Here is a 21,256-nt window from a genome sequence, read left to right as displayed (position 1 = left end):
CTCGTCCTCTCCGTCAGCTCGGCCTTCGTCGACGCCCCGGCGTCGGTGACAGGCACTCTACGGTCGGGACCGGGGCGGGCGCAGGTGACGACGACATGCGCGGACACAATTGACCGGCGACCCCGCCGTCGGGGGAGGCCCCGTACCCTGGAGAGGCGTCGGCCGCGGACACAATCGACCGGCGCCGACGGATCGGACGAGGGGGAACCGTGAAAGCACTCATCGCATCGGGGAGCGGTCGGTACGCGGATCCGTGGCACCCGTACGCGCGCACGAGCCCGCTCATCGCGGAGGTCCTGGAGACGGCCGGCTTCGCGGTCGAGATCGACGAGGACGTCGACCGTGCGATGACGCGACTCGAGGGCGTGGAGCTCCTGGTGGTCAACGCCGGCGACCCGTGGCGGTCCGAGGATCAGGGCCGAGCGCCTGCTGCCGCGATCGACGGTTTCGCGGAGGCACTCGGTCGGGGGATCGGTGTCCTCGCGATGCACGCGGCGCTCGCCTCACTCCGCGACTACCCGGACTGGGCGCCGACGATCGGGGCGCTCTGGCTACCCGGTGTGTCCTGGCATCCGCCGATGGGCCCGACCGTCGTCCGCGGCCTGGCGTCTCCCGACGGCGGACCGCTCGCCGACATCCCGGTGGACGACGAACAGTACCTGCGGCTGCAACCCGTCGGTCGGAGCACCACCGTCGCCGAGCACGACGTCGACGGCGAGCGGTTCCCTGCGGTGTGGGTCCGCGAGGTGGGGCCCTCGCGCGTCGCCGTCGACGCACTCGGACACGACGAGCGTTCCTACGCCTCGGCGGAGCACCGTGCCCTGCTCGCAACGCTGGCACGGTGGGCGGCCCGGGCACCGTCCGCGTGATCCGTCACGGATCCTCGACCGGCCTCGTCTGTGTCGCGACCCCCGTCGGCGCAAGCCCCCGTCGAACGGGAGTCGGGCGTCCTGAGCGGGTCTATGCTCCTGTTCGGGGCTGCGAGCGACCATGATCGCCGGCCGCGGCCCGCGTCAGGAATCGGAACCTCGAGAAAGCCGCACCACGTGTCACAGGACCTCATGTCACCTGAGAACAACGTCCAGCGCATCATGCGCACCGGAACCGTCTGGTTCGGCGTCGCGGTCGGGAGCACCGCGATCGTCCTCGGACTCCTCCTCAGCTCTGGCTGGCGGCCGGCCGTCCTCGCCGAGGGACTCCGCGTGGTGTGGTGGTGCTGCTCGGTCATCGTGGGTCTGAGCATCGGCCTGCTGGGCTGGTCCGGGTGTCCGATCCTCGAGGTGGACGTCCCGACCGCGTCACGCAACAAGTCGCTGACCATGCAGCTCGGAACGATGCTGTTCATCCTCGGAAGCCTCGGCGCCATGTTCACCGTGCTGGCCGGGTCGCCGAGCTGACACCCGCGGCGCGGGCACGTCCGGCTCCGGCGGCGTCGTAGAGTCGATGCATGGCCCGATCCTCAGCACCGCTCCGCAGACTCGGCTTCCTCACGATGGGCCTGTTCGACCCCGAGGAGCCGGCGGCGGGGCACGAGGCGACCCTGCAGCTCATCGAGCTCGGTGAACGACTGGGGTTCGACAGTGCCTGGCTGCGGCACCGGCACCTGCAGTTCGGCATCTCCTCACCGGTCGCCGTCCTCGCCGCCGCGACGCAGCGCACGAAGCGCATCGCACTCGGCACCGCGGTCACACCGCTCGGCGCGGAGAACCCCTTCCGGCTCGCGGAGGATCTGGGCACGGTCGACGTCCTCTCGGGAGGCAGACTGCTTCCCGGCTTCAGCACCGGGGAGCCGATGCGGTTCGACGCGTTCAAGCACGCGATCTATCCGTCGACGCTCGACCAGGAGGACCTCGGCTACGACCGCGTCCTCCGCCTCCGCTCCTTCATCCGCGGTGACGTCGTCAGTGACAGCGCCGGTCGTGAGGGCCAGGAGGACTACTCCTCGCGGGTCGAGCCGCATGCCGACGGTCTGGCGGAGCGGCTCTGGTACGGAGCCGGCAGCCTGCGGTCGGCCGGTTGGGCCGGCGAGCACTCCTTCAACCTGCTCACGAGCAGCGTCATCGCCGCCGAGGACGGCACGACGGACTTTGCCGCGAACCAGGCCGCCCAGGTGCGTCGGTTCCGAGAACTCCACCCGGCGGGTGAGCAGGCCCGCGTGTCACAGGGGCTCGTGGTCATCCCGACGGACTCCGCGACCGCGTCCCAACGCGCCCGGTACCACGAGTACGTCGACTCGAGACGGCACCGCGTCGGTGTCGCCCATGGACCGCGTCGGATGCTCTTCGCGGAGGACCTCGTCGGCAGCAGTGCGGAGATCGCGGAGCGGCTGCACGAGCACGCCGGATTCCAGGAGGTCGACGAAGTCGCCTTCGCCCTGCCGTTCACGCTCGAACCGGACGACTACACGCAGCTGCTCACCGACATCGCCGGCGCACTCGGGCCCGCCCTCGGCTGGCGACCGGCCGCGGACGGGGAGTCCCGTCCGGCCTGAGCGGACCGGTCGGAGACGGCTTCCGGTCGCGCGTACAGTGCAGGTATGACGCAGCACGGGTTCAGACGGTACGTGGCCATCGGCGACAGCTTCAGTGAGGGCTACGGGGATCTCCGGGAGGACGGCACCCTTCGCGGGTGGGCCGACTTCGTGGCCCTCGGCCTCGCCCGGGCGTCCACGGAGACGGTCAGCTACGCGAACCTCGCCATCCGCGGGCGGAAGCTCCTACCGATCCTCGACGAGCAACTCGACCGAGCGATCGCGATGGGTCCGGACCTCGTCAGCTTCAACGGCGGCGGCAACGACATCATGCGCCCGCGGGTGTCGATCGACGGTGTCGCGGACCGCTTGGACGGTGCGGTCGAGCGACTGCGTGCCGGAGGTGCCCACGTGCTGCTGCTGAGCGGGGCGAACCCCTCGGCCCACATCCCGATGGGTTCGCTCCTCGCCCGCCGCGGCGAGCAGCTGGCCCAGGCCGTCAGGGTGCGGTACCCGCGCGAGGGGGTCACCTTCGTCGACAACTGGGCCGATCGGACGCTCGCCGACCTCCGATACTGGTCGGTGGACCGCCTGCACCTCAACGCCCTCGGCCACGCCCGGGTGGCGAGCAACGTGCTGACGGCGCTCGACGTGCCGGTCCCGGAGGAGTGGGGTATCGACGACGTCGCTGCTGCGCCGCCCGGTCCGCGTCAACGTCGCACCGCGGCCTACTACCGCGAGCACGTGCTGCCGTGGATCGGGCGCCGCCTGACCGGTCGGTCCTCGGGCGACGGTCGCGAACCGAAGATCGCCCAGCTGCAGCCGGTCGACACCCGCGGCTGACCGACACCGGTCAGCCGCGGGTCGGTCAGCCGACGCGGACGAGCGTCCGCTGCCAGCCGGAGGATCCGTTGGGAGCGATCGGCGCCTGCTCCTCGATCTGGAGGTTCCCGGCCTTGTCGGTCGCACGGACGGCGACGTAGTGCGTACCGGCGGTCGCCTCCCAGTCCATCCACCACTGCACCCAGGTGTCGTCGTTGATGGCGGTCGTGAGGTTGACGCTCTGCCAGTCGCCGTTGTCGATGCTGACCTCGACCTTGGCGATCCCGACCGTCTGCGCCCAGGCGACGCCCGCGATCTTCGCCGGTCCGGCCGGCAGCTGCTTGTCGATGCGGGGCGTGTCGATCCGCGAGGAGAGTTTGATCGGCGCCTTCGCGTCGTAGCCGCGCGGGGTCCAGTAGGCCTCGTCCTTGTCGAAGGTCGTGACCGTCAGCTTCGTCAGCCACTTGGTCGCCGACACGTAGCCGTAGAGGCCCGGGACGACCATGCGCACGGGGAAGCCGTGCTCGAGCGGCAGCGGCTCGCCGTTCATCGCCACGGCGAGGATCGCGTCGAGGCTCGGGTCGGTGAGCGACTCGAGCGGCGTGCTCGCCGTGAAGCCGTCGACGCTCGTGGACAGGACCATGTCGGCCTTCGAGTCGGGCATCGCCCGCTTGAGGACGTCGCGCACGGGGATACCGAGCCACTTCGCGTTGCCCAGGAGGTTGCCGCCCACCTCGTTCGAGACGCAGGTCATGGTGATGACGTATTCGTCGAGCCCCATGGCGAGGAGCTCCTCGAAGGTGATCTGCACCTGCTCGCCGACCATGCCGTCGATCGTGAGCGTCCAGGTGGCCGGGTCGACCGTCGGCACGGTCAGCGCGGTGTCGACGCGGTAGAACTTGTCGTTCGGTGTGAAGAGCGGGCTGAGGCCGTCGACGTCCGCCTCGGCTCCGTCGGGGATCGTGACGGTCGACTTCGGCGCCGGGAGCTTGAGGGCGTCGCGGACGGCCGTGATCGACGAGGTGGTGACGTTCACGAGGCGTGCGCCCACGCCGACGACGACGGCACCGGCCGCCGCGATGCCGGCCACGCGGAAGAAGCCTCGGCGGTCGAACGCCGCGCGCTCGTCGTCCGAGCCGTTCGCGGCTCGCTTCGGCAGGCGACGACTCAGGAGGACGAGGATCACGACACCGGCCGCCAGACCGAGGATCACGGGGACGACGGCGAGCGGGGTGGCACCGGCACGGGTGACGGTCGTCGCACCGGCGAAGACGCCGGCCGCGATGAGGACCACGACACCGAGCGGTGGACGGATCTGCTGCAGGACCCCGGCGATCGCCGCGGCGATCACGACGGCGACCCCGAGGCTCACGAGGAGGAAGATCTTGTCGTTGCCACCGAAGGTCTCGATCGCGAACTCCTTCGCCCACCGCGGGACGATGTCGATGACGAACGATCCGACGGTGAGGAGTGGACTGCTGCCGCGGGCGAACAACAGCGCCGCCAGCTCGGCGATCGCGAGGAACACCGCTGCTGCGACGATGCCGGACAGTGCTGCAGCGAACCAGACGAGACGTCGTCCGCTCCGTGTGGTGCCGGTCTGGTGCTTCGATGGCATGTGCTACTCCCTGATCGTGGCTCGACAGGAGTTCGGAGCACTGCCCGGATCAGACGGGTCGGATCCGCAGTCCGCCAGCCGTCTCGGCGTTCAGGCCGTCGAGACGGCCAGCCGCAGTCCCGTCTCGGACGCAAGTCGGAGGGCCTCGGCGAACTCCTGCTCGCTCCGTTCGCGCTGCGCTGCGAGCGCCGGGTCACGGTCGGCGAGGGTCAGACTCGTCGTGATGACGTGGACGTCCATGCCGAGCGCCCCGCCGAACAGCGTCCGCAGCGCCGGCACCTCGTGATCCCAACCCTCGGTCGGGCTGCCCGCGTCGTAGGAGATCCCGCGGCTGGTGGCGATGACGACCGGCCGGCCGGTGAGCGCTCCCGTGTCCGCGGAGGTGACACCAGGCACGTGGATGTGGTCGATCCACGCCTTGAGTGACGATGGAATCGAAAAGTTGTAGAGCGGCGCGCCGATCACGACGATGTCGGCGCCGAGCAGCTCGTCGAGCAGGACGCGCTGGAGCGTCTCGGCCTCGGCGGGCGGGTTCGTACCGGGGCGGCGGTCGGCCGGCGCCCAGTGGAGACTCGCGTCGGCGAGGTGGGGGAGCGGATCCAGGTGCAGGTCGCGACGGACGACGATGCCGGTGGGGTCGGCGGTCGACCAGGCGTCCACGACGGCCTGCGAGAGCCGGCGGGACCGGGAGGTGTCGAGATCGGCGGAGGAGTCGAGGTGCAGGAGGGTTGGCATGCGGCAACGCTAGCAAGCCGGGTCCCGTCCGCTTCCTTGCGGCGCGCACCGGAGGCGGTTACCGTCGCAGGATGGTCGACGCCCCAGCCCCCACCACGTCCGCCCGCCAGGACGCACAGGTCCTCGACGAGGCCGACCCGCTCGCGGAACACCGCGCGGCGTTCGTCCCGGCCGAGGGCGTCGTCGCCTACCTCGACGGGAACTCCCTGGGGCGGCCGTTGCGGGCCACGGCGGAGCGGCTGCAGTCGTTCATCGCGGGAGAGTGGGGGACGCGGCTCATCCGGTCGTGGGACGACCGCTGGTTCGAGCTGCCGCTGACCCTCGGCGACCGCCTGGGATCGGTCGTGCTCGGTGCAGCACCCGGCCAGACGGTCGTCGCCGATTCGACGACCGTGCTGCTGTACAAGCTGATCCGCGCGGCGGTCGACGCGACGACCTCCGCCGGAGGGGCCGCTGGGCGCGACGAGCTCGTGATCGATGCGGGGAACTTCCCGACGGACCGCTTCGTGATCGAGGGGATCGCCGCTGAGCGGGGTCTGCGCGTCCGATGGATCGACGCCGACCCGGTCCACGGTGTCGCCGCGCACCAGCTGCGCGAGGTGGTCCACGAGCAGACCGCGCTCGTCGTGCTCAGCCAGGTCGACTACCGGTCCGGAGCCCTGCTCGACGTCGAGGAGCTGACCGCGATCGCCCATCAGGCGGGAGCACTCGTCCTCTGGGACCTGTGCCACTCCGCCGGTGCGGTCCCGATCGAGCTCGACGAGTGGGGCGTGGACCTCGCGGTAGGCTGCTCCTACAAGTACCTCGGCGGCGGGCCCGGTGCCCCTGCGTTCGCCTACGTCGCGGCGCGCCATCAGGACCGGCTCCTCCAGCCCATCCAGGGGTGGATGGGCGCCGCCGACGTCTTCGCCATGGCCGACGCCTATCAGCCGGCCGTCGGGATGCGCCGGTTCCTCAGCGGGACACCACCGATCGTCGGCATGCTGCCGCTCGAGGACTCGCTGACGCTCATCGAGTCCGCCGGTGTCGCCGCTATCCGGGCGAAGTCCGTGGCGCTCACCACGTTCGCGATCTCCTGGGCCGATGAGCACCTCGCGGGCTCCGGTGTCAGGGTGATGACCCCTCGTGACGCGGCGCGTCGCGGTGGACATGTGACGCTCGGTCACCCGTCGTTCCGCGAGATCACCCCGCTGCTCTGGAATGCGGGCGTGATCCCCGACTTCCGGCACCCGGACGGTCTCCGCATCGGGGTCGCACCCTTGAGCTCCGGCTTCGCCGAGCTCGAACTCGGGCTGATCCGGATCGCCGAGGCCGTCCACCGGTGGGCGGCTTCACACGGATCCACCCCGCCTGGCGGACGTCCGTCGTAGGCTTGGCGGCATGCCCGCTGCCTCTGGAACCCAGTACCGTCTCCACCACGCCGGTCCGCGGGGCGAGGTCCGAGCGACGGTCACCGAACTCGCCGCCGGACTGCGCGAACTGACGGTCGGCGGACGCACCCTCGTGCAGTCCTTCGGTGAGGACGTCGTCGCCCCGATGGGGTGCGGGATGGTGCTCGTGCCGTGGCCCAACCGCGTCCGCGATGCCCGGTGGACACTCGACGGTGAACCGCAGCAGCTCGACGTCACCGAGGCAGCGACCGGGAACGCCTCCCATGGTCTCCTGCGCAACACGGGATACCGGGCGGGGGATCACACCGATCACGCGGTGACCCTGCTCGCCTCGGTGTTCCCGCAGCACGGCTACCCGTTCCGCCTGGACACCTCGGTCGCCTACACGTTGGACGATGACGGCCTGCGGGTGACCCACACCATCGTGAACCGGTCGGGTCGCCCCGCGCCGGTCGCCGTCGGCGCTCACCCCTACCTGGCGCTCGGCGACGTGCCGACCGCCGACCTCACCGTGACGGTGGCCGCCGACACCTGGTTCGAGACGGACGAGCAGCGCATCCCGGTCGTCTCCCGTCCCGTCGACGGGACCCCGTACGACCTGCGCTCGGGTGCTCGCGTGGGCGACCTCTCGATCGACGTCGGCCTGGGTTCGGTCCAGCAGGTCGACGGTGCCGTCCGACACCGGCTCACCGCACCGGACGGCGACACCGTCGAACTCTGGGCGGACGACGACTTCCGGTTCGTCCAGGTCTACACGCCGAAGAACTTCCCAGCGGCAGAGGGACCGACGCAGGCCATCGCCATCGAGCCCATGACGGCCCCCGCCGATGCGCTGAACAGCGGGACCGGACTCCGGTGGTTGGAGCCCGACGAGCGGTGGTCGCTGTCCTGGGGGATCCGACTCACGCAGGTGTGACCGGCACGCCGTTCGGCGGACGGTCGACCGTCCCACGGGCGGAGGAGGATCAGCTCAGAGGATGACGCCACGGGGGCGATGATCGCCCCGGCGTCCGATGTGCCGCCCCCGGGTGTCGACGGACACTGGTGGCATGACCACGCACCTGGACACCAGCCCGAATCTCTTCACCCTGTCCACGCCCCGAGTCGCGCAGACCGAGCGGCTTCAGGTGGCGCGGTCGACGGCTCGACCCCGCGGACGGTTCGGGGCCTTCGTGGGCGTCCTCCTGGGGAACATCGTCCTCTGGAGCACGCTCTTCATCACGATCGGCATCGTGCTCGCGCTGCAACTCGGCATCGTCGGCGTCATCGCCGCGTCGATGTTGCGCTGAGCGCGATCTCCGCGTCAGGTCCCTGAGCCGGCGAGACCCGTACCGGATTCGTCTGCTGCGTCCTCGGCGGGCGCGTCGTCATCCAGCGCCTCGTCCTCGACCACGGCATCCGGGAGCCCCGGCAGCATGGCTGCCGCGCCCTCGTCACGGATGCCTTCGACCGCCCCGAAATCAGACATAATGCTTCCTCTCGATCGTCGTGCCCGCCAGCGTAACCGGCGGACACGACGATCGACAGCCCTTGCGGGCGGGAGCTTCGTCAGTCGACGATCGACACCGTCACGTCGATGTTGCCGCGTGTGGCGTTCGAGTAGGGGCACACCTGGTGCGCCTGGTCGGCCAGCTGCTGGGCTTCATCGTGCGTCACGTTCGGCACGTAGACGTCGAGCTCGACGGCCAGGCCGAAACCGCCCTCACCGTTCGATCCGATGCCGACGCTCGCCGACACCTCGGCGTCCTTCGTGTCGAGCTTCGCGGTGCGCCCGACGGCGTGGAGGGCGCTGAGGAAGCACGCGGCGAAGCCAGCGGCGAACAACTGCTCGGGGTTGGTGCCCTCGCCGCTGCCGCCGAGTTCCTTCGGGGGACGGGTGTCGAAGTCGAGGAGGTCGTCCTCACTGCGGACGTGTCCGTCTCGTCCGCCTCCGGTGGCATGGGCAACTGCTGTGTACGCGATATCCATTGCTCCATCCTTGCACCGTCGTGCGTGACCGGTGCACCTTCTCCGGGACCTCTCGGCAGTCGTTCAGTGCAGCGTGGATCGGGCCGCGTCGACCACCGCCGTCGTGAGGAGCTCGAGCAGCCGGGAGTGGAGTCGCCACTGCTGCCAGAACAGCGGGACGTCGACGCCGCCCGTGTCGTCGAGCACGACGAGCTCGCCCCGGCGCAGCGGCGCGTCGGACTGCGCGTCCGGGAGCATGCCCCAGCCGAGACCGAGGCCGACGGCGGTCGCGAAGTCCGCCGAGGCCGGAACATGGTGTCGCGGCGGGTCGGCGGGGTCGACACCACGTCGTCGGAGGTAGGCGTCCTGGAGATCGTCCTTCCGGTCGAACACGACGACGGGCGCTGCGGTGAGCGCCTGAGCGGTCGCCCCGTCCTCGAACCAGCGCGTCGCGAACGCGGGTGCCGCCATCGGTCGGTAACGCATCCGGCCGAGAGGCCGCACCGTACAGCCCTGGACCGGCTCGGCGTTCGACGTGACCGCGGCCATGACGCTGCCCGCACGGAGGAGGTCGGTCGAATGGTCCTGGTCCTCGCGAGCGAGGTCGAAGACGATCGACTCCCGTGCTGCGACGTCCGCCAGCACGGGCAGCAGCCAGGTGGCGAGGGAGTCGGCGTTCACGACGATCGGGATCACCGCCGGGGTGACCGGCGTGAGCGGGTCGTCGGCGTGCAACTCGAGCGCCGCGTCGTGACCGAGCAGGTGCACCGCGCGGCCGAGGCGGAGCACGATCTCACCTGACGCCGTGATGGTGATCGGTTTGGTCCGGAGCAGGAGGACCCGTCCGACGCTCTGCTCGAGGGCCTTGATGCGTTGACTGATCGCCGACGGCGTGACCATCAGCTCCCGGGCGGCCGACTCGAAGGTGCCGTGGTCGACCGCTGCGACGAAGGCCCGCAGTTGCTCGAAATGAAAATCCATCATAAGAGGATCTTACGATTCATCAGAATATTGAACTGGATTCATCATGCTGAGCCTCTTACGGTCGGAGCATGACCTCTGCACTGCAGGCCGCGATCGCGGGCCTCGGCCTCGGCCTCTCACTCATCGTGGCCATCGGCGCCCAGAACGCCTTCGTCCTCCGGCAGGGCATCCGGCGCGAGCACGTCCTGCCGGTCGTCCTCGTGTGCGCACTCTCCGACGCGGTGCTCATCATCGCCGGTGTCAGCGGCATCGGCTTCGTCGTGGAGCGGTTCCCCGTGGTCCTCGTCGTCCTCCGTTGGGCCGGCGCGGCCTTCCTACTCGGCTACGGTCTGCTGGCCGCACGCCGTGCGCTCGCCCCGTCCGGTCTCGCCGCCGACCGCGGTGGCAACGGCCTCTCACTCAGGGCGGCGGTGCTCACCGTGGTCGGCCTCACCTGGCTGAACCCCCACGTGTACCTCGACACCGTCCTCCTCCTCGGCTCGATCGCGAACACGCACGGGGAGGTGGGGCGGTGGTGGTTCGCCGCCGGCGCGGTCCTCGGGAGCATCCTGTGGTTCACCGCTCTGGGGTACGGCGCTCGGTTGCTCCGCGGGGTCTTCGCGAAGCCCGTGGCCTGGCGCATCCTCGACGTCGCGATCGCGGCCGTCATGATCGCCCTCGCGATCATGCTCGTCCTGCGCCCCTGAGCGTGCTCGAGGGGGCCTGGTTAGGATTGCCGGGTGATGAGAACCCTGCGTGAGGTCAACACGGTCGTCGAGCGCCTCTGGCCACTGTCCGGAGCCGAGGACTGGGACGCCCCGGGGCTCCTCGTCGGCGACCCGGACCAGCCGGTCGGGCATGTGGTCCTCGCGGTCGACGCGGTCGGCGTGACCGTCGACGAGGTGCTCGAGCGCCCCGACGGCCTGCTGCTGGTCCATCACCCGCTGCTGATGCGCGGTGTCACGACCGTGGCGGGTGACCGCTACAAGGGGTCGCTCATCACGCGCCTGATCCGTGGCGGCGCCGGACTCATCGCCGCACACACCAACGCCGACGTCGTCGTCGACGGGACCTCGGACGTCCTCGCGCAGCGGCTCGGCCTGCACGACCCGGCTCCGATCGTCCCTGCCGCCGACGGCCTGACCGGGCTGGGTCGGGTCGGCGACCTCCCGGAGGAGACGACGCTCGGCGCGATCGCACGTGCCCTCGCCGAGATCCTGCCGGCGACCGCCACCGGGGTCCGTGCCTCCGGCGACTACGACCAGGCCGTCCGGAGGATCGCGCTCTGCGGGGGAGCGGGGGACTCGCTCCTGTCCCACCCCGCGGTCCGCGCGGCCGACGTGTACATCACAGCCGACCTCCGCCATCACCCGGCATCCGAGGCCCGGGAACAGGCGCTCCTCGGCGGCGGGCCGGCGCTCGTCGACGTCTCCCACTGGGCGAGCGAGTGGCTGTGGCTGGAGGGGGCCGCCGATGCGCTCCGACGAGAGCTCCCGGGACTCGACGTCCGGGTCAGCGAGCTGCGTACCGACCCGTGGGACTTCGTCGTCACCCAGTAGTCGGCGCGGCCGGTAGGGTGATGAGTCGAGAGTTTGGAACAGACGTGAAAGCCAGCCCAGCAGACCAGAAGACGTTGCTCACCCTGCAGAGCATCGACACCGGCGTGCAGCGCACCGCCCACCGCGCGGCGAACCTCCCCGAGGCCGCGCGCATCGCGCAGCTCCAGGCCGAGATCGAGACCGTCCGCCTCCGTCGCCTGGAGCGGGTCGGCGTCCGCGACGACGCACAGACCGAGCTCGGGCGCATCGAGTCGGACGTCGCCGTCGTCGCGGCCCGCATGAAGCGCGACGCCGACCGTCTCCAGTCGTCGACCTCCGTCAAGGACGTCGAAGCGCTGCAGAGCGAGATCGCCTCGTTGCAGAACAGGCAGAACAACCTCGAGGAGATCCAGCTGAACGTCATGGAGCGGGTGGAGGCCGCGGAGGACGCCGTCGCCCAGGTCGATGCCGAGCGCGCCGGACTCCAGCAACTCCTCGACGAGGTCGTCGCCAAGCGCGACGCCGAACTCGTCGAACTCGAGGCCGAACGGGCACGACTCACCGCCGACCGCGAGTCACTCGCACCCGGCATCCCCGCCGACCTCCTGGCCCTCTACGACCAGCGCCGCGCCCGCGGCGGTATCGGTGCAGCACTGTTCCGCGCCGGCACCTGCGGCGCATGCAAGATGTCGCTCACCGGCAACGACCTCCAGGCCGTCCGCGCAGCACCGTCCGAAGACGTCGTGCAGTGCCCGGAGTGCGCCGCGATCGTCGTGCGGACGGACGAGTCCGGCCTCATCTGAGCCGGACGCGGTCTGCACCACACCGGCGGTCCGCGGCCGCTGTCACGGGCCGGTAGACTCGTCTCCGTGAACGGGCCGGCTAGACGGTCGCGTCACCGAGACCTCCGGGTGTCGGTGCCGAGGAACGTCCGGGCTCCACAGAGCAGGGCGGTGGGTAACACCCACCCGGGGTGACCCGCGAGACAGTGCCACAGAGAACAGACCGCCGTGGGCGACCACGGTCAGGGTGAAACGGTGGGGTAAGAGCCCACCAGCGACCGGGGTGACCCGGTCGGCTCGGTAAACCTCGTCCGGAGCAAGGTCAACAGGGAACGCTGAGGCTGCTCGCCAAGTTCCCGGGTAGACCGCTAGAGGGCGGCGGCAACGTCGTCCCGAGAGAGATGGCCGTCCAAACGCGAGAGCGTGGGACAGAACCCGGCGTACCGGTCGACCCGTTCACACCCAACGCCCACTACGTGCGCTGCGACGGAACCGCCGCAGCGCACCCCGCAGCGCTCAGGCGATGCGTTCGGCGGGGCCGGCGGCGAGCGCGGCTGCGCCGAGGATGCCCGCGTTGTTCCGGTGCACGGCGGGGATGATCGGGGTGTCGAGCTTCAGGAGCGGCAGGAAGTGGTCCGCGTGCTTGGACACGCCGCCGCCCACCACGAACTGATCGGGCGAGAAGAGGAACTCGAGGCGCTCGTAGTACTTCTGGAGGCGCTTGGCCCACTTCTCCCAGCTCAGGTCCTCGCGCTCCTTGACCGCGTAGGACGCCCGCGTCTCGGCGTCCTTGCCGTCGATCTCCAGGTGCCCGAGTTCCGCGTTCGGGATCAACGTGCGGTTGTAGATGAGCGCCGTGCCGATGCCGGTACCGAGGGTCGTCAGGATCGTGAGACCGCTGGCGCCCTTGGCCGCTCCGAACTCGGTCTCGGCGTAACCGGCCGCGTCGGCGTCGTTCACGAAGGTGATCTCACGCCCGAGGCCCTGCTCGAACAGCTGCTCGGCTTCGAGGCCGATCCAGGCGTCGGAGACGTTCGCCGCGGACATCGTCCGGCCGTTGCGGACGATCGCGGGGAAGCAGACGCCGAGCGGGAGTCCGTCGGAGGCCGGGGACAGCTGCTCGAGCACCTCCCGCACGGTCACGACGATGTCCTTCGGCTCGCCACCCTTCGGCGTGGGGATCTTCACCCGATCGGTGAGGAGGGCACCCGTCGTGAGATCGACGACCGCACCTTTGATGCCGGTCCCTCCGATATCGATGCCGACGGCGGACCGGGGAGCTGCGTTCGTCATGCGTCCAGCCTAGAGCGCCGCGGGCGCTGCGGCGGTGTCGATCGTGCTCGGAAGGGTCAAGACCTCGGCCCCGCGTTCGGTGACGACGAGCGTGTGCTCGAACTGCGCGGTCAACGACCGGTCGCGGGTCGTGACCGTCCAGTCGTCGTCCCACTGCTCCCAGTCCTGGGAGCCGATCGTGAGCATCGGCTCGATCGTGAACACCATGCCCGGCTCCATCACCGTGTCGTACAGCGGCGCGGCGTCGTAGTGGGGGACGATCAGCCCCGAGTGGAAGGACCGGCCGACGCCGTGGCCCGTGAAGTCACGGACGACGCCGTACCCGAACCGCTTCGCGTAGGACTCGATCGCACGACCGATGACGTTGATCTGCCGGCCGGGGGCGACGGCCTTGATACCGCGGTTGAGGGCTTCCCGGGTGCGCTCGACGAGGAGACGGGTGTCGTCGGCGACGTCGCCGACGAGGAAGGTCACGTTGCTGTCGCCGTGCACGCCGTCGAGGTAGGCGGTGATGTCGATGTTCACGAGGTCGCCCTCGCGCAAAGCGGTGTCGTCGGGGATGCCGTGGCAGACGACCTCGTTGACCGAACTGCAGATCGACTTGGGGTAGCCGCGGTACCCGAGCGTCGACGGATAGGCGCCCTCACCGATGACGAACGCGTGTCCGATGGCGTCCAGTTCATCGGTGGTCACCCCGGGGCGGACCGCCGCGCCGACGGCCTGGATCGCATCGGCGGCGATGGTCCCGGCGATCCGGATGCGTTCGATCTCCTCAGCCGAATACAGGTCGCCCCGGGTGTCGGTGGCCGGTGCGGCGCGGCCGACGTACTCGGGGCGGACGATCGTCTCCGGCACCGATCGGGGGCGGCCGACGCGACCGGGGATCAGGTGACCTGCGGTGTCGAAAGGCATAGGATCAAGCCTAACCGAGCAGGGGAGACGCGCCGTGGCGAAGGAACCATCCGAGCAGTACTGGTACAACACGAAGACCGGTCAGGTCGAGTTCGGCTTCGAGTCGAGTGTCGTCGACCGCGTCGGTCCCTTCGAGACGGCTGCGGAGGCCTCGCACGCACTCGAGCGACTGCGTGCCAACAGCGCGAAGTGGGACGCCGACGAGGCTGCCGAGGACTGAGCCGCCCGGGTCGCAACGCGAGCGGATTGCGGGTCAGCCCTCTTCCGCAGGCGTGGTGTGATCCGCCAGGATGGGCCGAGCGATGAAGCTCGAGCGGGGGAACATGCACAGGATCGACCGTCCGCGGAGGCGACCGATCGCCGTCGGACGAGGTGCCGTCGCGGCCCTCAGCCTCGGACTCCTCCTCATGCCGACGTCGCCAGCCGGTGCAGCGCCGACGGTCGCCGCCGAGGTCACTACCGCCGAGTGCGTCACCGCGGTGCCCGGTGGTTCCCGCTGCGGCGTGTTGACGGTGCCCCTGTCGCGCGCGGTGCCGGACTCGGCGGAGGCGACCCTGCCGTACGTGCTCGTACCGGCCGCCCTCGAGACCGGGCGATCGCCGCTCGTCTACCTCGCCGGCGGGTCGGCGCTCTCGACGCTCGACATCCAGCAGCTCGCGGTCGAGGGCGGGCTTGCCGCCGACCGCGACGTGGTGTTCGTCGAACGCCGGGGCGGTCGCGACGCCACGCCGTCGCTCGACTGTGCGTCGGCGACCGCCGCCATCCGCGCGTCGCTCGGCGCTGACGGGGACCGCGCAGCGCGCGTCGCCGCGATCGGCACGGCCTTCGCCTCCTGCGCCGCGGCCTGGCAGGAGGACGGCATCGTGCCGAGCGACTTCGGCGTCGCGCCTGCGGCGGCGGACCTCCGCGACCTCCGTCAGCAGCTGGGCTACGCGCGATGGACCATCCTGGCCGTGGGCTCGTCGGCCGGCGTGGCCCTCGCGGCGTCCGACGCCGATCCGGGTGGCGTCGACGGCGTCGTCCTCGACGGCCCCGACCTGGGTGCACCCGGGATCGTCTCCGCGGGCGGTGTGGCGGCCGCCCTGGCCGTCGTCCGTGCGCGCGGCGTCGAGCCGCAGGGTCCCGTTCCGTCCCCGCCGGCGGCACCACAGGCCGCCGCCGCCGAGGAACCGGAGACCGCGACCCCGGACACCGCGCCGACCGAGGTCGCACGTTCGGCCGGGATCCTCACCGCCGCCACCGATGCGCTCGTCGCCGAACCGCACCGCACCTCCGGACCGCGGCCGATCACCCTCGGTGGCGACGCGCTCTTGGCGATCGCCTCACACGCCTTGTCCGAACCCACCGCCCAGGCGGCACTCCCGGTGCTCCTGAGCTCGGTCGCGGACGGCGACAGCACGGTGCTGGACCCCGTGTCGAACGATGCGATCGCCCAGCTGACCGACCCCGAAGGCATCCTCGACCGCGTGCTCGGGTGTTCGACCACCGGCTGGCCTGGGGCGATCGAACGCTCGGACGCGGAGGTCACCACGCCGACGTTGCTGGACGACGTCGCGGCCGCCGCCTGCTCCTCGTTCGCCGTGGGTGCGACGCCGCCGCCGGGAGCGATCGGGACGTCTGTCTTCGTGCTCAGCGCACCGGAACAGGCCGCCGCCCTCGTCGTCCCCGTCGCCGACGGCACGGCGGACGCCCTCGTGGCGGTCTTCCCCGGGTCGGGAGCCGTCCCATCGGTCAGCAGTGCGTGCGCGCGGGTCGCGGTGCGCGCGTGGCTCAGCGATCCGGCGAGCTATCGGGCGGCGCTCTGCGACGCCGACGACGCGGCCGTCGCCGTCGTCGATCGAGCCGATGTCGCGGCGAGCCCGCGATGGGCCGAGCAGACCTCGTCGGACACCGGTGGCGGGTGGCTGCTACTGGTGCTGCCCATCCTGTTCGGGCTCGTGGCCATCGGATGGTCCGTGGCGTGGGGCTACCGGTTGATCACCCAGGCGCTTCGGCGCCAGCCGGTCCAGGACGGTCTCCTGCTGGGGATCGCTCCGGTGTTCGGAGCGACGTGGGCGATCGGCGGAGCCGTCGTGCTCGTCCGTGCGGCTGCCTCGAGTCCGGCGATCGCTCTCGTCGGGGTGCCCGCCGCCTTGCCGTGGCTCTCCATCGCCCTCCTCGTGAGTTGCCTCGGGTTGGTGCCCGTCTGGCAAGGGGCCCACCGTGGATCGCGGCTGCGGATCGCCGCACTCTCGCTGCTGTGGGCGGCGACGGCCGGCTGGACCGCACTCTTCGTCCTCGCCTGGTGGTGAGCCGTGGATCGCCCACGCCCGGCGCGCGCTGATGAGCGGGAACCGGGACGGAGCCAGTAGCCTAGACACGGGCCGCCGGCCGAAGGAAGAGGGGCAGATGGATAAGCAGCGCGACTTCGTTCTCCGCACGATCGAGGAGCGGGGCGTCAAGTTCGTCCGGCTGTGGTTCACCGATGTCGTCGGGACGCTCAAGTCCGTCGCGATCGCCCCGGCCGAAGTGGAAGGCGCGTTCTCCGAGGGCCTCGGCTTCGACGGATCGGCGATCGAGGGGCTCAGCCGCTCCTACGAGTCGGACCTCCTGGCCCACCCCGATCCGACGACCTTCCAGATCCTGCCGTGGCGCGGCGAGATCGACCCGACGGCGCGCATGTTCTGCGACATCACGACGCCTGACGGCCAGCCCGCCGTCGCCGACCCGCGGAACGTCTTGAAGCGCACCCTGGCGAAGGCCGCCGACATGGGGTTCACGTTCTACACGCACCCCGAGATCGAGTTCTACCTGCTGAAGTCCTCGCAGTACGGCGTCGACGGACCGGAGCCGGTCGACTCCGCGGGCTACTTCGACAACGTCCCCGGTGGCACCGCGCACGACTTCCGTCGACGTTCCGTCCGGATGCTCGAGGACCTCGGGATCTCCGTCGAGTTCAGCCACCATGAGGCGGGCCCCGGCCAGAACGAGATCGACCTGCGGTACGCCGACGCCCTGACGACGGCCGACAACATCATGACCTTCCGCACCGTCGTGAAGGAGGTGGCGATCGAGCAGGGCGTCTACGCGACGTTCATGCCGAAGCCGCTCGTCCATCAGCCCGGCAGCGGCATGCACACGCACATGTCGTTGTTCGAGGGCGACTCGAACGCCTTCTACGAGGCGGGTGCGCAGTACCAGCTCTCGAAGACGGGCCGGCAGTTCATCGCCGGACTCCTGACGCACGCTCCGGAGATCACCGCGGTGACGAACCAGTTCGTGAACTCCTACAAGCGACTCTGGGGTGGTGTCGGTCCGAACAAGCTGTCCGAGGCCCCGAGCTTCGTCTGCTGGGGCCACAACAACCGCTCCGCACTCGTGCGCGTGCCGCTGTACAAGCCCAACAAGGGCCAGAGCGCTCGGGTCGAGTACCGCGCCATCGACTCCGCCGCCAACCCGTACCTCGCCTTCTCGCTCATGCTCGCCGCTGGGCTGAAGGGCATCGAGGAGGGCTACGAGCTCCCGCCGGAGGCCGAGGACAACGTCTGGACCCTCTCCGACACCGAGCGTCGGGCACTGGGATACAACGCCCTGCCCGCCAGCCTCGATCGCGCGGTCAGCCTGATGGAGGGTTCCGAACTCGTGGCGGAGACGCTCGGCGAGCAGGTGTTCAACTACGTCCTGCTGAACAAGCGACAGGAATGGCACGAGTACCGGGCCCAGGTGACCCCCTTCGAGTTGGCCAGCAACCTGGAGATGCTCTAGACGAGGGGACCGGTCGGTCGCATGGTCCGCGAGAACATCTCTCTGAGCACGCTCGCCCGACTCGGGTTCACCGGTCTGGGTGAGGCCCGGGGCCGGCTGGACGAGCTCGCCGAGCTCGTCCAGCTCGACCCGGCGTCGCTGTCGCCCTCCTTCGCCGTCGCGGCCGACCCCGACGCCGCGCTGGTCGGTGTGCTGATGGTCGGTCGGAAGTCACCCGACGAACTGTCGGCGCTCCTGGCGGACCAGGCCTCGGCCGAGCGACTGTTCCGACTGTTCGGCGCCTCGCAGGGGTTCATCGACTTCTTCCTCCGCCACCCCGACCAGCTGTCGGTGTTCGAGTTGCCGGTCACCCGCGTCCCGACGCTGCAGGAGGCGCGCGACGAACTGCTCGCGAGCGTCGGTGCCGAGGACGGCTTCGCCGCGATCGTCGAGGAGCCGGCCTGGGACGCGATCCGCGTGGTCTACCGCCGACTGCTCGCAGAGGTCGCCCTCTTCGACCTCTGCGCCCCGGACCCGATCGTCGTGCTCGACCGGGTCGCCAGTGCCCTCTCCGACCTCGCAGCGGGTGCGTTGGAGGCCTCCATCGCCGTCGCACGCACGCAGACGAGCGGCCCGAGGGGGCCCGGCGTGTACCCGCGCGAGGAGGTCGCGGCCACCCGCTTCGCCATCATCGGCATGGGCAAGGCGGGCGCACGAGAACTGAACTACGTCTCCGACGTCGACGTCATCTTCGTCGGTGAGGGTTCGGGCGACGACGAGGACGGGCTCGACAACGGGCGTGCCGTCGAGATCGCCACCCGGCTCGCGGTCCTCACCATGCGCGGTCTCGGACAGGCTGGTCTCGAGCCGAGCCTGTGGGAGGTCGATCCGAACCTCCGTCCGGAGGGGAAGGCCGGCGCCCTCGTCCGCACGCTCGAGTCGCATCTCGTCTACTACGACCGCTGGGCGAAGAGCTGGGAGTTCCAGGCCCTCCTCAAGGCACGGGCCCTCGCCGGCGATCCCGAGCTCGGTGCCCGCTACATCGAGGCGGTGCAGCCGAAGGTGTGGGGGAGTGCGTCCCGCGAGGGCTTCGTCGAATCCGTGCAGCGCATGCGCGAACGGGTCACCGAACACATTCCGGCGGAGGACGTCCACTACCAACTGAAGCTCGGCCCGGGCGGGCTCCGCGACATCGAGTTCACGGTCCAACTGCTGCAGCTCGTCCACGGACAGCTCGACGACTCCGTGCATCAACGCGGAACCCTCGCCGCCCTCGACGGCCTCGCGACCGCCGGATACATCGGTCGCGCCGAGGCGCAGGAGTTCGCGCACGACTACCGCCTGCTCCGTGTGCTCGAACACCGCCTGCAGCTGACACGCCTACAGCGCACGCACATGATGCCGCGCGACGAGCCATCGCTCCGCTCCCTGGCCCGGTCGAGCACGCTCGCGACGACCGCACAGGCCCTCGTCACGCGCTGGGAGGCCACGAAGCACGGTGTCCGGCAGCTGCACGAGCGGTTGTTCTACCGTCCGCTACTCTCGGCGGTCGCGGCCCTGCCCGAGAGCGGGCTGAGTCTGACGAGCGGTCAGGCGGAGGCGCGACTCGCGGCGATCGGCTTCGTCGACCCCCGCGGCGCGCTCGCCCACATCGGGGCGCTCACCGCCGGTGTGTCTCGACGCGCCAACATCCAGCGGCATCTGCTCCCCGTGATGCTCGGCTGGTTCGCGGACGGCGCCGACCCCGACTACGGATTGCTCGCGTTCCGGCGGCTCAGCGAGTCCCTCGGCGAGTCGCACTGGTTCCTGCGGATGCTCCGCGACTCCTCAGGCGCGGCCGAGCGGCTCACGCGGGTCCTCTCGGGGTCCCGGTTCATCGGCGAGCTCATGGACCGCATCCCCGAGTCGGCCGCTTGGCTCGCCGGAGACGAGGACCTCCTCCCACGATCGTCGACCGCGCTCGGCGAGGAGATCGCCGCCATCCTCAGACGACACGACTCGCCGGACACCGCAGCCGCCGCCATCCGCGCGGTACGGCGACGCGAAGTCCTCCGGCTGGCGATGTCGTCGACCGTCGGCATGCTGGACGTGCAGGGCCTCGCCGCCGGACTGACGGACGTGTCGACGGCCACGCTCGCAGGGCTCCTCGGCGCCGTCAGACGCATCGGCGGCCTCGGCGCGGACATCGAGTTCGCCATCATCGCCATGGGCCGCTACGGCGGCGCAGAGCTCGGACTCGGTTCAGACCTCGACGTCCTCTACGTGTTCCGGCCGAAGGACGGGGTCGACACCCAGGACGCACAGCGGCAGGCCGGAGCGATCGCCGCAGAACTCAAGCGTCTGAGCGAGGACGCCCGGCTCCCGCTCGACCTCGACCTCGACCTCCGTCCCGAGGGGAAGAACGGTCCGCTCGTGCGCTCCCTCGACTCCTACCGGAACTACTACGCGCGCTGGTCGCTCACTTGGGAAGCCCAGGCGCTGCTCCGCGCCGCCGGAGTCGTGGGCGACACCGAGCTCATCGAGGCGTTCACCGAGGTGGCGGACACGGTCCGCTACCCAACGGCGATCAGCGAGCAGTCCGTCCGCGAGGTCAAACGGATCAAGGCACGCGTCGAGAACGAGCGGCTGCCGCAGGGCGCCGACCCGACGAGACACCTGAAGCTCGGGCGCGGCTCGCTCAGCGACGTCGAGTGGTTCGTGCAGCTCCTCCAGCTCGAGCACGGCGCGGCGGTACCGTCGTTGCGCACCACCTCGACGCTCCGAGCGCTCGACGCGGCGGTGGAGGCGGATCTCGTCGATCGGGAGTCCGCCGAACGACTCCGTGAGGCCTGGATCCTCGCGTCGCGGATCCGCTCGGCCATGACGCTGTGGTTGAACAAGACGCAAGACGTGCTGCCGAGCGATCGACAACAGCTCGAAGGCGTGGCGCGACTCCTGGAGTACCCGACCGGATCGGCGAGTCTCCTGGAACAGGACTACCTCGCGGCCACCCGGCGCGCCCGGACGGTCTTCGAGCACGGCTTCTACGGCATCTGAGCGGACCGCCTCGACGACACGGAACC

General features: G+C 70.4%; 21 protein-coding genes and 1 other RNA gene. 15 read left to right on the top strand and 7 right to left on the bottom strand.

The window, feature by feature from the left end; genetic code table 11:
- The first annotated feature begins 209 nt into the window (after positions 1-209).
- From ACZZZB_RS00325 to ACZZZB_RS00310, 4 genes are all read left to right on the top strand, one after another.
- Positions 210-869, top strand: a complete 660-nt coding sequence (locus ACZZZB_RS00325; protein ID WP_463528696.1) for a ThuA domain-containing protein — start codon at positions 210-212, stop codon at positions 867-869.
- Between the two features lie 177 nt (positions 870-1,046).
- Positions 1,047-1,397: a hypothetical protein gene (locus tag ACZZZB_RS00320; RefSeq protein ID WP_079705855.1), complete on the top strand. Its 351-nt coding sequence runs from the start codon at positions 1,047-1,049 to the stop codon at positions 1,395-1,397.
- A gap of 50 nt (positions 1,398-1,447) precedes the next feature.
- Entirely contained in the window at positions 1,448-2,491 is a 1,044-nt protein-coding gene (locus ACZZZB_RS00315) for an LLM class flavin-dependent oxidoreductase (RefSeq protein ID WP_463528695.1), read from the top strand.
- A gap of 45 nt (positions 2,492-2,536) precedes the next feature.
- Positions 2,537-3,313 (top strand): SGNH/GDSL hydrolase family protein, encoded by a 777-nt coding sequence (locus ACZZZB_RS00310; RefSeq protein ID WP_085510819.1) that lies wholly within the window; start codon positions 2,537-2,539, stop codon positions 3,311-3,313.
- 25 nt (positions 3,314-3,338) lie between these two features.
- Here ACZZZB_RS00310 and ACZZZB_RS00305 read toward each other — a convergent pair whose 3' ends face one another.
- Positions 3,339-4,910: a molybdopterin-dependent oxidoreductase gene (locus ACZZZB_RS00305; protein WP_463528694.1), complete on the bottom strand. Its 1,572-nt coding sequence runs from the start codon at positions 4,908-4,910 to the stop codon at positions 3,339-3,341.
- Positions 4,911-5,000: 90 nt separating this feature from the next.
- Positions 5,001-5,645, bottom strand: coding sequence for an FMN-dependent NADH-azoreductase (locus ACZZZB_RS00300; RefSeq protein ID WP_463528693.1), 645 nt, complete (start codon positions 5,643-5,645; stop codon positions 5,001-5,003).
- A 71-nt stretch (positions 5,646-5,716) separates the two neighbouring features.
- Here ACZZZB_RS00300 and ACZZZB_RS00295 point away from each other — a divergent pair, with 71 nt between their 5' ends.
- The 3 genes from ACZZZB_RS00295 (at position 5,717) to ACZZZB_RS00285 (ending at position 8,325) form a co-directional block, all read left to right on the top strand.
- On the top strand, positions 5,717-7,015 hold the full coding sequence (locus tag ACZZZB_RS00295; protein WP_463528692.1) for a kynureninase: 1,299 nt from the start codon (positions 5,717-5,719) through the stop codon (positions 7,013-7,015).
- A 10-nt stretch (positions 7,016-7,025) separates the two neighbouring features.
- The gene (locus ACZZZB_RS00290; protein WP_463528691.1) at positions 7,026-7,952 is read left to right on the top strand and encodes an aldose 1-epimerase family protein; all 927 of its coding nucleotides are present in this window, start codon (positions 7,026-7,028) and stop codon (positions 7,950-7,952) included.
- A gap of 133 nt (positions 7,953-8,085) precedes the next feature.
- On the top strand, positions 8,086-8,325 hold the full coding sequence (locus ACZZZB_RS00285) for a hypothetical protein (protein ID WP_124769288.1): 240 nt from the start codon (positions 8,086-8,088) through the stop codon (positions 8,323-8,325).
- 14 nt (positions 8,326-8,339) lie between these two features.
- On the opposite strand, the gene ACZZZB_RS00280 is transcribed toward ACZZZB_RS00285, so the two are convergent.
- From ACZZZB_RS00280 to ACZZZB_RS00270, 3 genes are all read right to left on the bottom strand, one after another.
- A complete protein-coding gene (locus ACZZZB_RS00280; RefSeq protein ID WP_165766994.1) occupies positions 8,340-8,504 on the bottom strand; it encodes a hypothetical protein in 165 nt (54 codons plus the stop codon).
- A gap of 80 nt (positions 8,505-8,584) precedes the next feature.
- Positions 8,585-9,004 (bottom strand): organic hydroperoxide resistance protein, encoded by a 420-nt coding sequence (locus ACZZZB_RS00275; protein WP_064293757.1) that lies wholly within the window; start codon positions 9,002-9,004, stop codon positions 8,585-8,587.
- A gap of 63 nt (positions 9,005-9,067) precedes the next feature.
- Positions 9,068-9,967 (bottom strand): LysR family transcriptional regulator ArgP, encoded by a 900-nt coding sequence (locus ACZZZB_RS00270; protein WP_463528690.1) that lies wholly within the window; start codon positions 9,965-9,967, stop codon positions 9,068-9,070.
- Positions 9,968-10,035: 68 nt separating this feature from the next.
- On the opposite strand from ACZZZB_RS00270, the gene ACZZZB_RS00265 reads away from it, so the two are divergent.
- The 4 genes from ACZZZB_RS00265 to rnpB all read left to right on the top strand — a co-directional run bounded on the left by ACZZZB_RS00265 (position 10,036) and on the right by rnpB (position 12,725).
- The gene (locus ACZZZB_RS00265; protein ID WP_411558331.1) at positions 10,036-10,653 is read left to right on the top strand and encodes a LysE/ArgO family amino acid transporter; all 618 of its coding nucleotides are present in this window, start codon (positions 10,036-10,038) and stop codon (positions 10,651-10,653) included.
- Between the two features lie 36 nt (positions 10,654-10,689).
- The gene (locus ACZZZB_RS00260; RefSeq protein ID WP_159878701.1) at positions 10,690-11,505 is read left to right on the top strand and encodes a Nif3-like dinuclear metal center hexameric protein; all 816 of its coding nucleotides are present in this window, start codon (positions 10,690-10,692) and stop codon (positions 11,503-11,505) included.
- A gap of 44 nt (positions 11,506-11,549) precedes the next feature.
- Positions 11,550-12,287, top strand: coding sequence for a zinc ribbon domain-containing protein (locus ACZZZB_RS00255; RefSeq protein WP_463528689.1), 738 nt, complete (start codon positions 11,550-11,552; stop codon positions 12,285-12,287).
- Positions 12,288-12,358: 71 nt separating this feature from the next.
- Positions 12,359-12,725, top strand: an RNA gene (gene rnpB, locus ACZZZB_RS00250) — RNase P RNA component class A.
- Between the two features lie 57 nt (positions 12,726-12,782).
- Here rnpB and ppgK read toward each other — a convergent pair.
- Together ppgK and map are read right to left on the bottom strand one after the other, a co-directional pair.
- Positions 12,783-13,559, bottom strand: a complete 777-nt coding sequence (ppgK, locus tag ACZZZB_RS00245) for a polyphosphate--glucose phosphotransferase (RefSeq protein ID WP_085510829.1) — start codon at positions 13,557-13,559, stop codon at positions 12,783-12,785.
- Between the two features lie 9 nt (positions 13,560-13,568).
- Positions 13,569-14,471 (bottom strand): type I methionyl aminopeptidase, encoded by a 903-nt coding sequence (gene map / locus ACZZZB_RS00240; RefSeq protein WP_463528688.1) that lies wholly within the window; start codon positions 14,469-14,471, stop codon positions 13,569-13,571.
- A 34-nt stretch (positions 14,472-14,505) separates the two neighbouring features.
- On the opposite strand from map, the gene ACZZZB_RS00235 reads away from it, so the two are divergent.
- The 4 genes from ACZZZB_RS00235 (at position 14,506) to ACZZZB_RS00220 (ending at position 21,230) form a co-directional block, all read left to right on the top strand.
- Positions 14,506-14,691: a hypothetical protein gene (locus tag ACZZZB_RS00235; protein WP_064293764.1), complete on the top strand. Its 186-nt coding sequence runs from the start codon at positions 14,506-14,508 to the stop codon at positions 14,689-14,691.
- A gap of 103 nt (positions 14,692-14,794) precedes the next feature.
- A complete protein-coding gene (locus tag ACZZZB_RS00230; protein WP_463528687.1) occupies positions 14,795-16,762 on the top strand; it encodes a hypothetical protein in 1,968 nt (655 codons plus the stop codon).
- 97 nt (positions 16,763-16,859) lie between these two features.
- Entirely contained in the window at positions 16,860-18,215 is a 1,356-nt protein-coding gene (locus ACZZZB_RS00225; protein WP_079705870.1) for a glutamine synthetase family protein, read from the top strand.
- Positions 18,216-18,236: 21 nt separating this feature from the next.
- A complete protein-coding gene (locus tag ACZZZB_RS00220) occupies positions 18,237-21,230 on the top strand; it encodes a bifunctional [glutamine synthetase] adenylyltransferase/[glutamine synthetase]-adenylyl-L-tyrosine phosphorylase (protein WP_463528686.1) in 2,994 nt (997 codons plus the stop codon).
- Positions 21,231-21,256 lie beyond the last annotated feature (26 nt).

It is taken from the genome of Plantibacter sp. AC185 (genome assembly GCF_979258065.1).
The sequence above is the reverse complement of the archived record's forward strand: the minus strand, read 5'-3'. Positions and strand labels throughout refer to the sequence as shown.

Bases quoted from the DNA above. Each gene is read 5' to 3' on its own strand.
- ACZZZB_RS00315 (WP_463528695.1), top strand. From the start codon at position 1,448: ATGGCCCGATCCTCAGCACCGCTCCGCAGACTCGGCTTCCTCACGATG.
- ACZZZB_RS00310 (WP_085510819.1), top strand. From the start codon at position 2,537: ATGACGCAGCACGGGTTCAGACGGTACGTGGCCATCGGCGACAGCTTC.
- ACZZZB_RS00305 (WP_463528694.1), bottom strand. From the start codon at position 4,910: ATGCCATCGAAGCACCAGACCGGCACCACACGGAGCGGACGACGTCTC.
- ACZZZB_RS00300 (WP_463528693.1), bottom strand. From the start codon at position 5,645: ATGCCAACCCTCCTGCACCTCGACTCCTCCGCCGATCTCGACACCTCC.
- ACZZZB_RS00295 (WP_463528692.1), top strand. From the start codon at position 5,717: ATGGTCGACGCCCCAGCCCCCACCACGTCCGCCCGCCAGGACGCACAG.
- ACZZZB_RS00290 (WP_463528691.1), top strand. From the start codon at position 7,026: ATGCCCGCTGCCTCTGGAACCCAGTACCGTCTCCACCACGCCGGTCCG.
- ACZZZB_RS00285 (WP_124769288.1), top strand. From the start codon at position 8,086: ATGACCACGCACCTGGACACCAGCCCGAATCTCTTCACCCTGTCCACG.
- ACZZZB_RS00280 (WP_165766994.1), bottom strand. From the start codon at position 8,504: ATGTCTGATTTCGGGGCGGTCGAAGGCATCCGTGACGAGGGCGCGGCA.
- ACZZZB_RS00275 (WP_064293757.1), bottom strand. From the start codon at position 9,004: ATGGATATCGCGTACACAGCAGTTGCCCATGCCACCGGAGGCGGACGA.
- ACZZZB_RS00270 (WP_463528690.1), bottom strand. From the start codon at position 9,967: ATGATGGATTTTCATTTCGAGCAACTGCGGGCCTTCGTCGCAGCGGTC.
- ACZZZB_RS00265 (WP_411558331.1), top strand. From the start codon at position 10,036: ATGACCTCTGCACTGCAGGCCGCGATCGCGGGCCTCGGCCTCGGCCTC.
- ACZZZB_RS00260 (WP_159878701.1), top strand. From the start codon at position 10,690: ATGAGAACCCTGCGTGAGGTCAACACGGTCGTCGAGCGCCTCTGGCCA.
- ppgK (WP_085510829.1), bottom strand. From the start codon at position 13,559: ATGACGAACGCAGCTCCCCGGTCCGCCGTCGGCATCGATATCGGAGGG.
- map (WP_463528688.1), bottom strand. From the start codon at position 14,471: ATGCCTTTCGACACCGCAGGTCACCTGATCCCCGGTCGCGTCGGCCGC.
- ACZZZB_RS00230 (WP_463528687.1), top strand. From the start codon at position 14,795: ATGCACAGGATCGACCGTCCGCGGAGGCGACCGATCGCCGTCGGACGA.
- ACZZZB_RS00225 (WP_079705870.1), top strand. From the start codon at position 16,860: ATGGATAAGCAGCGCGACTTCGTTCTCCGCACGATCGAGGAGCGGGGC.
- ACZZZB_RS00220 (WP_463528686.1), top strand. From the start codon at position 18,237: ATGGTCCGCGAGAACATCTCTCTGAGCACGCTCGCCCGACTCGGGTTC.